The sequence below is a fragment of the Kitasatospora sp. NPDC048365 genome, from assembly GCF_043200835.1.
GTDB lineage: Bacteria > Actinomycetota > Actinomycetes > Streptomycetales > Streptomycetaceae > Kitasatospora > Kitasatospora terrestris.
Window position 1 is genome coordinate 1 of record NZ_JBICYJ010000066.1, and the last position, 11,832, is coordinate 11,832.

Consider the following 11,832-nt stretch of genomic DNA (forward strand, 5'->3'; position numbering starts at 1 on the left):
GACATCGACATGAACACCGTCGACGGCTACGAGGTCTCCTCCTGGGACAGCGGCTACGGCGACCTGGTCTTCGTCCCCGACCTCGGCACGCTGCGCATGGTGCCCTGGCACCCGGCCACCGCGATGGTCCAGTGCGACCTCGCCCACCACGACGGGCGGCCGGTGGCGGTCTCGCCCCGGCAGGTCCTCAAGCGGCAGCTGGACCGGCTGGCCGGCTACGGCTGGCACGCCTACGTCGGCACCGAGCTCGAGTTCATCGTCTTCCGCGACACCTACGAGCAGGCCTGGGAAAAGAACTACCAGGCGCTCACCCCGGTCAACCAGTACAACGTCGACTACTCGATCCTCGGCACCGCCCGGATCGAGCCGCTGCTGCGCCGGCTGCGCAACGAGATGGCCGGCGCCGGGCTGGTGGTGGAGTCGGCGAAGGGCGAGTGCAACCTCGGCCAGCACGAGATCGCGTTCAAGTACACGGACGCGCTGCGCACCTGCGACGACCACTCGGTGTACAAGACCGGCGCCAAGGAGATCGCCGCGCAGGAGGGGCAGAGCCTGACCTTCATGGCGAAGTACAACGAGCGCGAGGGCAACTCCTGCCACATCCACCTCAGCCTGCGGGACGGGGAGGGGCGGCCGGTGATGGCAGGGGAGGGCCCGAACGGGTTCTCGCGGACGATGGAGCACTTCCTGGCGGGGCAGTTGGCCTGCCTGGCCGAGTTCTCGCTGCTGCTGGCGCCGAACATCAACTCCTACAAGCGGTACGTGGCCGGCAGTTTCGCGCCCACGGCCGTTGCCTGGGGACGCGACAACCGGACCTGCGCGCTGCGGGTGGTCGGCCACGGCCCGTCCCTGCGCTTCGAGAACCGCGTCCCCGGCGGCGACGTCAACCCGTACCTCGCGGTCGCCGCGCTGATCGCCGCCGGACTGCACGGTGTCGAGCAGCAGCTGGAGCTGGAACCGGAGTTCACCGGCAACGCGTACGCCAGCGACGCGCCCCGGGTGCCCGCCACCCTGCGCGACGCGGTCGCCCTGTTCGAGAACAGCGCCGCCGCCACCGAGGCCTTCGGCAAGGATGTCGTCCAGCACTACACCCACGCCGGACGGACCGAACTGGCCGCCTATGACGCCGCCGTCACCGACTGGGAGCGCCGCCGGGGGTTCGAGCGCCTGTGAGACCGCTGATCGGAGTCACCACCTACCGGGAGCCGGCCCGGTGGAGCGTCTGGGACCAGGGCGCCGCGCTGGTCCCGGAGAGCTACGTCGAGGCGGTGGAGCGGGCCGGCGCGACCGCCGTGCTGCTGCCGCCGCAGGCGGACGCCGGACGGCTGGTCGGGGTGCTGGACGGCCTGCTGCTCGCGGGCGGCGCCGACCTCGACCCCGCCCGCTACGGCGCCGACCCGCACCCGCGCACCGGCGCGCCCCAGGGCGCCCGCGACACCTGGGAGTTCGACCTGCTGGCGGCCGCCCTCGGCGCCGGGGTGCCGGTGCTCGGGGTGTGCCGCGGGATGCAGCTGCTGAACGTGGCGCTCGGCGGCGACCTGGTCCAGCACCTGCCGGACGGCAGCCACCAGGACCCGCCCGCGCGGTTCGTGAAGACCGAGGTGCGGACCGTCGGGGGGAGCCGGATCGCGGCGATCCTGGGCGAGGACACCCAGGTCAACTGCTACCACCACCAGGCGGTGGCACGGCTGGGCGACGGCCTGCGGGCCACCGCCCGGAGCGCGGACGGCGTGGTCGAGGCCGTGGAGACGGACGGGCCCGGCTTCGTGGTCGGCGTCCAGTGGCACCCGGAGACCGACCTGTCCGACCTGCGGCTGTTCGAGGCACTGGTGTCGGCCGGAAAGAAAGGATGATCGTGGCTGAGGACCTGTTCGAGGTGGTCAACCCGGCGACCGAGGAGGTGATCGCGACCGTCGAGCTGGCGGACGTCGCGGCCACCGACGCGGCGATCGCGCGGGCGAAGGCCGCGTTCGACAGCTGGCGGCGCGTCGCCCCCGGCGACCGGGCGCGGCTCCTGCGGGCGTTCGCGGCGGCCGTCGACGGCGACCGCGAGCACCTCGCGGCGCTGGAGGTGGCCAACGCCGGGCACACCGTCGGCAACGCCCGCTGGGAGGCCGGCAACGCCCGCGACGTCATCGAGTACTACGCGGGGGCGCCGGAGCGGCTGTTCGGCCGGCAGATCCCGGTCGCGGGCGGCCTGGACGTGACCTTCCACGAGCCGCTCGGCGTGGTCGGCGTGATCGTGCCGTGGAACTTCCCGATGCCGATCGCCGCCTGGGCCTTCGCCCCGGCGCTCGCCGCCGGCAACACGGTGATCGTCAAGCCCGCCGAGCTGACCCCGCTGACCGCGCTGCGGCTCGGCGAACTCGCCCTCCGGGCCGGGCTGCCGGAGGGCGTGCTGCAGATCCTGCCGGGCCGAGGCCCGGTCGTCGGGCAGCGCTTCGTCACCCACCCGGACGTGCGCAAGGTGGTGTTCACCGGCTCCACCGCCGTCGGTAAGTCGATCATGGCGGGCTGCGCGGAGCAGGTGAAGCCGGTCACCCTGGAACTCGGCGGCAAGAGTGCCAACATCGTCTTCGCCGACGCCGACGTGGAGAAGGCGGCGGCGGCCGCCCCGTACGCGGTCTTCGACAACGCCGGACAGGACTGCTGCGCGCGCTCGCGGATCCTGGTCGAGGCCTCGGTGTACGAGGAGTTCGTGCAGCGCCTGGAGACGGCCGTGCGCGGCGTCCGGGTCGGCGACCCGAAGGACGAGAAGACCGAGATGGGCCCGCTGATCTCGGCCGCGCACCGGGAGCGGGTGGCCTCCTTCGTCGGCGAGCCCCTGTTCCAGGGGAGTGCGCCGGAAGGCCCCGGCTTCTGGTTCCCGCCGACCGTGCTGACCCACGAGTCGCACCAGGAGCGGGCGTTCACCGAGGAGATCTTCGGCCCGGTGGTCAGCGTGGTGCCGTTCCGCGGCGAGGACGACGCGGTGCGGATCGCCAACGCCACCGAGTACGGCCTGTCCGGCTCGATCTGGACCCGCGACGTGGGCCGGGCGCTGCGGGTGGCGCGCGCCGTGGAGGCCGGCAACCTGTCGGTCAACTCGCACTCCTCGGTGCGCTACTGGACCCCCTTCGGCGGCTTCAAGCAGTCCGGGCTCGGCCGCGAGCTCGGCCCGGACGCCCTGCACGCTTTCACCGAAACCAAGAACGTCTTCATCTCGACGGAGGAGTGAGCACCATGACCAAGCGACTCGAGGGCCGGGTGGCGGTCATCACCGGCGCCGGCAGCGGCATCGGCCTGGCCACCGCGCGGCGGTTCGCCGCCGAGGGCGCCAAGGTGGTCTGCGTGGACGTCGACGAGGAGCGCGGCGCCAAGGCCGCCAACGAGGTCGGCGGGCTGTTCGTGCAGGCGGACGTGACCGACGAGGAGCAGGTCCGGGCGATGTACCAGACCGCCGTGGACACCTACGGCTCGCTGGACATCGCGTTCAACAACGCCGGCATCTCGCCGCCCGACGACGACTCCATCCTGGTGACCGGCCTGGAGGCCTGGAAGCGGGTCCAGGACGTCAACCTGACCAGCGTCTACCTGTGCTGCAAGTACGCGATCCCGCACATGCAGCGCCAGGGCAAGGGCTCCATCATCAACACCGCCTCGTTCGTCGCGGTGATGGGCGCGGCCACCTCGCAGATCTCCTACTCCGCCTCCAAGGGCGGCGTGCTGGCGATGTCGCGCGAGCTCGGCGTGGAGTTCGCCCGGCAGGGCATCCGGGTGAACGCGCTGTGCCCGGGGCCGGTCAACACCCCGCTGCTGCAGGAGCTGTTCGCCAAGGACCCGGAGCGGGCCGCGCGCCGCCTGGTGCACATCCCGCTCGGCCGGTTCGCCGAGCCGGAGGAGATCGCGGCGGCCGTCGCCTTCCTCGCCAGCGACGACTCCTCGTTCATGACCGCCAACACCTTCCTGGTGGACGGCGGCATCTCCGGGGCGTACGTCACCCCGCAGTAGTCCGCGCAACGCCGACGGCCGGGCACCCCGCACGGGGTGCCCGGCCGTCGTGCTGCCCGCAAGGGGCAGCCGTCCCCGTGCTCGCGCTAGTCGGCGTCCACCGTCGCGTCGCCGCCGGTCACGATCGCGGAACCGCCGTGGACCCAGGCGTCGCCGCCGGTCACGATCGCGTTCCCGCCGGTCACGTCGGCGTCGCCACCGGTCACGACCACCCACTCGTCGTCACCGTCCACCGTCGCGTCGCCGCCGGTGACGATGGTCGCCGAGGCCGGCGCGGAGTCGTGGTGGTGCGGGTGCGGGTGGAAGTGGTGGTGGCCGTGGCCGTACGCGGCGGCCGAGCCGGCGGCACCGAACAGGGCCAGGCCGGCGGCGGCGGTGAGCGTGGTGACCTTGGCAATGCTGAAACGCATCGGAGTCCTCCGTGGTTGGTGACGGACGCCACCGATGATCCAGCCGGCCGGTGCCTCGCCCACGAACCGACGCCCCGGCGGTCACCCGCACGGTGGACACGATCAGCGCCAATGGCCCAGTGCAGCTCCTCCTCTTGACGGACAGTCACCCCAGCTGCCTAAAGTACTAGGCAACTAGGTAAATGGAGGAACCGGTGATCGAGTTCCATCTCAGCGAGCGGTCCGGGCTCTCCCCGTACCAGCAGCTGGTCCAGCAGGTGCGGCACGCGCTGCGCCTGGGCGTGCTGCTCGAAGGGGACCGGCTGCCCACCGTCAAGGACGTCGCCCGGCAGGTGGCGGTCAACCCCAACACCGTGCTGAAGGCCTACCGCGAACTGGAGTTGGAGGGCCTGGTGGCGGCCCGCCCGGGCGTCGGCACCTTCGTCACCCGCACCCTGGCCGGCGGCGCCGCCCTCGCCTCGCACGCCCCGCTCCGCCGCGAGCTGGAGCGCTGGCTCACCAAGGCGCGCCTGGCCGGCCTCGACGAGGAGAGCATCGAGGCCCTGTTCCTGAGCACGTTTCACCACGCCGAAGGAGAAGTAGCTTGAGCTCGGTGATCCGCGCCCGAGGGCTCGGCAAGCGGTACCGGCGCCGGTGGGCGCTGCAGGACTGCCACCTGGACGTGCCCGCGGGGAAGGTGGTCGGGCTGGTCGGCCCCAACGGCGCGGGCAAGTCGACGCTGCTCAACCTGGCGTCCGGGATGCTCGCCCCGACCGAGGGCGAGATCGAGGTCACCGGCGGGCGCCCCGGCGCGGACGCCGCGCAGCTCGCCAAGGTCGGCTTCGTCGCCCAGGACACCCCGACGTACGCCCGGCTCAGCGTCGCCGACCACCTGGAGCTGGGCCGCCGGCTCAACCCGCGCTGGGACGCGGCCGTGGCCGAGGAGCGGATCCGGCGGCTCGGACTCGACCCGAAGCAGAAGGCCGGGGCGCTCTCCGGCGGCCAGCGCGCCCAGCTGGCGCTGACCGTGGCCATCGCCAAGCGGCCCGAACTGCTGATCCTGGACGAGCCGGTGGCCGCCCTCGACCCGCTGGCCCGGCGGGAGTTCATGCAGGACCTGCTGGAGGCCGTCGCCGACCAGGAGCTGAGCGTGCTGCTCTCCTCCCACCTGGTCTCCGACGTCGAACGCTCCTGCGACCACCTGGTCGTGCTGGTCGACTCCCGGGTCCGGGTGGCCGGCGATCTGGAACACCTGCTCGCCACCCACCACCGGCTGGTCGGCCCGCGCCGCGACCCCGCCACCCTCCCGGACACCCAGCAGGTGGTCACCGCCAGCCACACCGACCGGCAGTCCACCCTGCTGGTCCGCAGCGAGCAGCCGATCCACGACCCGGGCTGGACGGTCTCCCGGCTCGGCCTGGAGGACCTGGTGCTCGCCTACCTCGACCCGTCCGCCGCCGCCGAGACGCGGCCCGCCCTGGAGGTGGTCAAGTGATCTGGCTGACCTGGCGCCAGTTCCGCGCCCCCGCGCTGGTCACGGCCCTCGCGCTCGCCCTGCTCGCCGCCGCGCTCGGGGCCACCCGCGCCGGCCTGGCGCACGACTACACGGCGGGCCTGGCGGCCTGCACCGGACAGGCCGAGGGCTGCACGGCCGGCTTCCTGCGGAAGTTCTTCGACGCCCACCAGCTCGGCTTCCTCGCGGTCTCCGCGGTGGTCCTGGTGGTGCCCGCGCTGATCGGCCTGTTCTGGGGCGCGCCGCTGATCGCCCGCGAGCTGGAGGCCGGGACGCTGCGGCTGGTGTGGAACCAGTCGCTGACCCGCAGCCGCTGGCTGGCCGTCAAGCTCGGCCTGACCTGCGCCGCCGCGACGGCCGCCGCCGGACTGGTCAGCCTGGCCGGCACCTGGTGGGCCGGGCCGCTGGACCGGGCCGCCGTCCGGGACTTCGTCCGGATGGCACCACTCGCCTTCGGCACCCGGGGTGTCGCACCGGTCGGGTACGCGGTCTTCGCCTTCGTGCTCGGCGTCACCGTCGGCCTGCTGCTGCGCCGCACCCTGCCCGCGATGGTGGTCACCCTCGCGGTGTTCGCCGCCGTGCAGGTGCTGGTGCCGACGCTGGTCCGGCCGCACCTGATGACGCCGCTGCGGGCGACCGGGGCGATCACCGCCGCCGACATCGACGGCCTGCGCCGGGGGCAGCAGGGCGACATCGTGATGCTGGCGGTCAGCGGCCCCGAGCCCGGTGCCTGGGTGCTGTCCAGCGGCTCGCTGGACAGCAGGTCGGCGCCGGTCGGCGAGGTGGTCGTGCCCGAGGTCGACGGCACGGCCTGCGCGCCGGACAAGGACCCCGAGCACGCGATGGAGTGCCTGGCCCGGCTGGTCACGGGGTACGGCTACCGCAAGCAGGTGACGTACCAGCCCGCCGACCGCTTCTGGGCCTTCCAGTGGATCGAGACCGCCGGCTACCTGGCGGTCAGCGGCGGCCTGGCCGGGTTCTGCTTCTGGTGGATCCGCCGCCGCCGGGGCGTCTGACCCGCTCAGTGGGGCGGGGCGCCGATCGGCAGCTCCAGTTCGAACCAGACCACCTTGCCGTCGCGGGTGGCCCGGCTGCCCCAGCGGTGGGCGAGCTCGTTGACCAGGTGCATGCCCCGGCCGCCCTCGTCCTCCGCGCGGGCGGCGCGCAGCCGGGGCTCACGGCTGTCCACGTCGGACACCTCGACGGTGAGCAACTGGTTGCGGAACAGCCGGATCTGGACCGGGGCCCCGGCGTGCACCAGGGCGTTGGTGATCAGCTCGCTGGTGAGCAGCTCGGCCAGGTCGCCCAGCGAGCCCAGCCCCCAGCCGTGCAGGGTGTCGCGGGTGAAGCGGCGGGCGTGCCGGACCATCGCCCGGTCGCCCTCCAGGGTCAGGGTGGCCAGCTGGTCGCCGCCGATCGGCCCGGCGTGGGCCATGATCACCGCGACGTCGTCCTGCCCGGCGTTGGCGTTGAGCGCGGCCAGCACCGCGTCGCAGCCCCGCTCCAGGGTCGGCTGCCGCAGGGCGACGGTGCGGCGCAGCAGGTCCAGCCCCTCGTCCAGGTCGTGGCCGCGGCGCTCCACCAGGCCGTCGGTGTACATCACCAGCAGGCCGTCGTCCGGCAGGGTGAAGCGCATCGCCTGGAACGGCACCCCGCCGACCCCCAGCGGCGCGCCCGGCGGCGGGTCCAGCAGCCGGGCGGTGCCGTCCCGTTCGGAGACCACCGGCGGCAGGTGGCCCGCGGTGGAGAGCGTGCAGATCCGGTCCACCGGGTCGAAGACCACGCACACGCAGGTGGCGAACTGGCCCTCGCCGAGCGCCGCGGTCGCCTCGTCGAGCCGCCGCAGCACCCGCGCCGGGTCCATGTCCAGGGTGACCAGGGTCCTTGCCACGGTCCGCAGTTGGCCCATGGTCGCGGCCGCCCGGATGCCGTGCCCCATCACGTCGCCGACGATCAGCGCCACCCGCCCGCCGGTCAGCGGCACCACGTCGAACCAGTCGCCGCCCACCTCGCTGATCACGCTCGACGGCAGGTACCGGTAGGCGATCTCCAGCCCCGGGGTGCGGTGCACGTCCTGCGGCAGCAGGCTGCGCTGCAGGGTCAGCGCGGTGTCCCGCTCGCTCCGGTACAGCCGGGCGTTGTCGATGCAGACCGCGGCCCGCGCCGCCAGCTCCTCCGCCAGCGCCACGTCCGCCGGGGTGAACGGCTCCTGGTTGCGGGTCCGGATGAACTCCGCGCCGCCCAGCACCGTCCCGCGCGCCAGCAGCGGCACCATCAGGTACGAGTGGACGCCCGCCTCCAGGCTCGGATCGATCCGGTCCGGGTGCGCGACGATCCGCCGCAGCGCCGGCTCGTCCACGTGCGGCACCAGGATCGACCGCCCGGTGCGCAGGCTCTGCGCGTACAGCTGCGCCGACCGGGAGGCCCCGCCCACCGGGTCGGAGGCCGAGGTCATCGTCCCGGCGTCGTCGATCTCGCCGACCGCGACCGCCCGCAGCAGCACCGAGCCGGACGGCGGCACCGGGTCCGGCACCTCGCCCTCCATCACCGACTCCAGCAGGTCGACCGTCACGAAGTCGGCGAACCGCGGGATCACCACCTCGACCAGCTCCATCGCCGTGCGCGGCAGGTCGAGCGTGGTGCCGATCCGGGTGGAGGCCTCGTTGAGCAGCGCCAGGCGTTCCTGCGCGGCCCCCGCCGCGTCCAGCGCCCGGCGGCGCTGCTCGGCGGCGTCCCGCTCCCGGGTGTACAGGATCGCGTTGTCGATCGACACCGCGGCCCGCGCCGCCAGCTCCGCGGCCAGCGCCATGTCGGCGTGGTCGTAGGGCTGCTCGGTGATCGACCGGTAGAAGGTCGCGGTGCCGATCGCCGCGCCCCGGGCGATCAGCGGGATCACCATCAGCGAGCGCACCCCCTGCTCGCGGACCGCCTGCGCCCGCTCCACGTCGTCGGCGAACCAGCTCATCGCCCGCTCGTCGGTGTGCGGCAGCAGCACCGGCCGCCGGTGCGCCAGCGCCCACGCGTACGGGGTGCTCGGGTGGAAGCGGTGCACGGTGCCCTCCGGGGCGACCGGCGTCATCCCGCTGCCCGGCACGGTGTGGAACGCCAGCCGGCGCAGCACCGCCGAGCGGTCCGCCTGCCCCGGGGTGGGCGAGGGATCGCCGCGCACCAGCGCGTCCAGCACCTCCACGATCACCGTGTCGGCGAGGCGCGGGGTGGCGGTCTCGGCCAGCTCCCGGGCCGTGGTCGCCAGGTCCAGGGTGGTGCCGATCCGGGTGGAGGCCTCGTTGAGCAGCGCCAGGCGCTCCTGCGCGGTCTGCGCGGTCTCCAGCGCCCGCCGGCGCTGCTCGGCGGCGTCCCGGGCCCGGGTGTACAGCCGGGCGTTGTCGATCGCGGTCGCCGCCCGGGTGGCCAGCTCGTCGCCCAGCGTGACGTCGTCCTCGGTCAGCTCCTCGCGGTCCGCCCGCCGCGAGTACACCAGCATGCCGAGCACCGAGCCGCGGGCCACCAGCGGCGTGATCACCACCCGGCGCGGCCGGTCGCCCAGGTACGCGCTGAGCGCGTGCTCCGGCACGGCCTCGGCGAGCAGCGGCAGCTCCCAGGTCGGGGCGCTGATCGTGCGCCCCAGCTCCAGCGCCCGGCCGTACGCCGACTCGCGGGGCACCACCAGCACCGCCTCGGTCGGCAGGTGCCGGGTCGGATGGTCCGGGTCCACCGTGGTCAGCGCGATCCGCCGCAGCCGGTGCGGCAGCTGCCCACCGTCGCCCGGCACCTCGTCGGCGGGCTGCTCCTCGCCGCCGCTGATCAGGTGCTCCAGCGCGAACACCCCGGCGGTGTCGGCGAGGTCCGGCACGACGGCGTCCGCCAGCTCGTGCGCGGTCTGCCGGACGTCCAGCGTGGTGCCGACCGTCGCGGTGGCCTCCGCCAGCAGGGTCAGCCGCCGCTGGGCGCGGGCCGCCACCGTCTCGGCCTGGAAGCGCTCGGTGATGTCCACGATGGTCGAGGAGACGCCCAGCACCCGCCCGTCCGCCTGCTGCAGCCGGAAGTACGAGGCCGACCAGGCGTGGTCGTGGGTCGGGTCGCCCGGGGTGCGGCCGTGCGAGCGGGTGTCCACCACCGCCTCGCCCTCCTCCAGCACCCGGCGCATCACCGCCTCGATCTCCCGGCCGTTGATGCCCGGCAGCACCTCGGTCACCCGGCGGCGCAGGTGCGCGTCGACCGGCAGGCCGTTGATCTTCGCCAGCGCCTCGTTCAGCCGGACGAAGCGCAGCTGGGCGTCGTACACCGCCATGCCCACCGGGGACTGGGTGAAGAACCCGTCCAGCACCGCCAGGTCCGCCTGCAGCCGGCGCAGCGCCGTCACGTCCGAGGCCACCGCCAGCACCAGCGGGCGCCCGCCCGGCCCGGCGATGGGGTGGGTGCGGAACTCCAGGTTCACGTGGTGCCCGCTGCGGTGGCGCACCGGGAAGACACCGGACCACGCCCGGCCCTGGACGATGTCCCGGAACAGCGCCAGCACCTCCGGCCGCTGCTCGGCGGTGACCAGCAGCTGCGCGGCCGGCGAGCCGACCGCCTCGTCCGCGCGGTAGCCGAGCAGCGCCTCCGCGTCCGGGCTCCAGTGCAGGATCAGGCCGTCCTCGGCGATCAGCGCCGTGGCGATCGGGATGGTCAGCAGGCCGTCGAAGGCCTGCTCGTCGGCTCCGGCGAGGGCCGGGTTCCGGCGGGTCTGGGGGATCCTGCCCTGTTTGTCGGTGTCCATCGGCCACCTGCCGCTCACTGGGCGCTCCGCCCTGCCATGTTCCCATGGCGGCCCGCCGCTGTCCCGTACGGAGCCGAAGGCGTTCCGGTCACCGGGCGGCCAGGCGCCGCACGGGGGCTTCTTCCCCGCCCCGGGCCGTCCACGCACCCCGGGCCCGCCCGGGGCGGCGCCGCGCGGTGGGTAGGGTGGGCGGACGGGTCGAGCGGCGGGAGTGGTGGACTGTGGGGCGCAGGTCAGGGGTGCCGGCGAGCCCGCTGCCGCAGCGGGACGGCATCGACCCGGTCCGGGTCAGGCTGCCGCAGGAAGGTCCGTGGCCGACCGCCGCCGACTACCTGCGCGAGCGCTACGGCCGCGCCGTCGGACCGGACCGGGTGGCCGGGATGCTGGCCCGCGGCGAGTTCGTCGCCGTTCACGGCCCGATCGACGCCGACACCCCGTTCACCCCCGGCGGGTACCTGTGGTTCCACCGCGAGTGGACCCCGTACGAGGAGCCGGTGCCCTTCGAGGTGGAGGTCCTGTACCGCGACGAGCGGATCGTGGTCGCCGACAAGCCGCACTTCCTCGCCACCACCCCGCGCGGCTCGCACGTCACCGACACCGCGCTCGCCCGGCTGCGCCGCGACCTGGACCTGCCCGCGCTCAGCCCCGCCCACCGGCTGGACCGGCTGACCGCGGGCGTGGTGCTGTTCGTCGCCGATCCGCGCCACCGGGGCGCCTACCAGGGCCTGTTCGAGCGCCGGCTGGCCCGCAAGGAGTACCGGGCGGTGGCCCGCCACGATCCCGCGCTGGAGCTGCCTGCGGTGGTGCGCAGCCGGATCGTGAAGGTGCGCGGCGAGATGGCGGCGTACGAGGTGCCCGGCGAGCCGAACGCGGAGACCCGGGTGGAGCTGGTCGGCCACCGCGAGGGCCTGGGGCTCTACCGGCTGCTGCCGCACACCGGCCGCACCCACCAGCTGCGGGTGCACCTGAACCGTCTGGGCGTGCCGATCCTGCACGACCCGATCTACCCCGTGGTGCGGCCCGCGTCCGAGCCGGAGGACTTCGGTGCGCCGCTGCAACTGCTGGCCCGGTCGCTGGAGTTCACCGATCCGGTGAGCGGGGAGGAGCACTGTTTCCGCAGCCGCCGCACGCTGGCGGGGTGGCCCGGGTAGCCGGGTTCTGCGCGGTGTATTGACGGTGGG

General features: G+C 74.1%; 10 protein-coding genes. 8 read left to right on the forward strand and 2 right to left on the reverse strand.

Translation table 11 applies throughout. The annotated features are described in order from the left end of the window. The 4 genes from ACGFX4_RS38235 to ACGFX4_RS38250 form a co-directional block, all read left to right on the forward strand. Positions 1-1,173: glutamine synthetase family protein (locus ACGFX4_RS38235; protein ID WP_393085184.1), on the forward strand; the 1,173-nt coding region annotated here is incomplete at its 5' end. Further along, complete coding sequence (locus ACGFX4_RS38240; protein ID WP_393085187.1) at positions 1,170-1,853, forward strand: gamma-glutamyl-gamma-aminobutyrate hydrolase family protein; 684 nt, start codon at positions 1,170-1,172, stop codon at positions 1,851-1,853. The genes ACGFX4_RS38235 and ACGFX4_RS38240, both read left to right, overlap by 4 nt. Then, entirely contained in the window at positions 1,850-3,217 is a 1,368-nt protein-coding gene (locus tag ACGFX4_RS38245) for an aldehyde dehydrogenase family protein (RefSeq protein WP_393085190.1), read from the forward strand. Before ACGFX4_RS38240 ends, ACGFX4_RS38245 begins: the two co-directional genes overlap by 4 nt. Before the next feature lie 5 nt (positions 3,218-3,222). Beyond that, a complete protein-coding gene (locus tag ACGFX4_RS38250) occupies positions 3,223-3,990 on the forward strand; it encodes a 3-oxoacyl-ACP reductase (RefSeq protein ID WP_393085193.1) in 768 nt (255 codons plus the stop codon). A gap of 86 nt (positions 3,991-4,076) precedes the next feature. Here the strand turns inward: ACGFX4_RS38250 and ACGFX4_RS38255 are convergent, their stop codons facing one another. After that, entirely contained in the window at positions 4,077-4,400 is a 324-nt protein-coding gene (locus ACGFX4_RS38255; protein WP_393085196.1) for a hypothetical protein, read from the reverse strand. 182 nt (positions 4,401-4,582) lie between these two features. Between ACGFX4_RS38255 and ACGFX4_RS38260 the strand changes: the two genes are divergently transcribed. The 3 genes from ACGFX4_RS38260 to ACGFX4_RS38270 are packed head-to-tail and all read left to right on the forward strand — an operon-like array spanning position 4,583 to position 6,908. Then, entirely contained in the window at positions 4,583-4,987 is a 405-nt protein-coding gene (locus ACGFX4_RS38260) for a GntR family transcriptional regulator (protein WP_393085199.1), read from the forward strand. Beyond that, on the forward strand, positions 4,984-5,874 hold the full coding sequence (locus ACGFX4_RS38265) for an ABC transporter ATP-binding protein (protein ID WP_393085202.1): 891 nt from the start codon (positions 4,984-4,986) through the stop codon (positions 5,872-5,874). Before ACGFX4_RS38260 ends, ACGFX4_RS38265 begins: the two co-directional genes overlap by 4 nt. After that, positions 5,871-6,908 carry a transporter gene (locus tag ACGFX4_RS38270; protein ID WP_393085205.1) on the forward strand — a complete coding sequence of 346 codons (1,038 nt, stop codon included), beginning with the start codon at positions 5,871-5,873 and terminating at the stop codon, positions 6,906-6,908. Before ACGFX4_RS38265 ends, ACGFX4_RS38270 begins: the two co-directional genes overlap by 4 nt. A gap of 5 nt (positions 6,909-6,913) precedes the next feature. Here the strand turns inward: ACGFX4_RS38270 and ACGFX4_RS38275 are convergent, their stop codons facing one another. Then, a complete protein-coding gene (locus tag ACGFX4_RS38275; RefSeq protein WP_393085207.1) occupies positions 6,914-10,651 on the reverse strand; it encodes a SpoIIE family protein phosphatase in 3,738 nt (1,245 codons plus the stop codon). A gap of 221 nt (positions 10,652-10,872) precedes the next feature. Here ACGFX4_RS38275 and ACGFX4_RS38280 point away from each other — a divergent pair, with 221 nt between their 5' ends. Then, positions 10,873-11,802 carry a pseudouridine synthase gene (locus ACGFX4_RS38280; RefSeq protein ID WP_393085210.1) on the forward strand — a complete coding sequence of 310 codons (930 nt, stop codon included), beginning with the start codon at positions 10,873-10,875 and terminating at the stop codon, positions 11,800-11,802. Positions 11,803-11,832 lie beyond the last annotated feature (30 nt).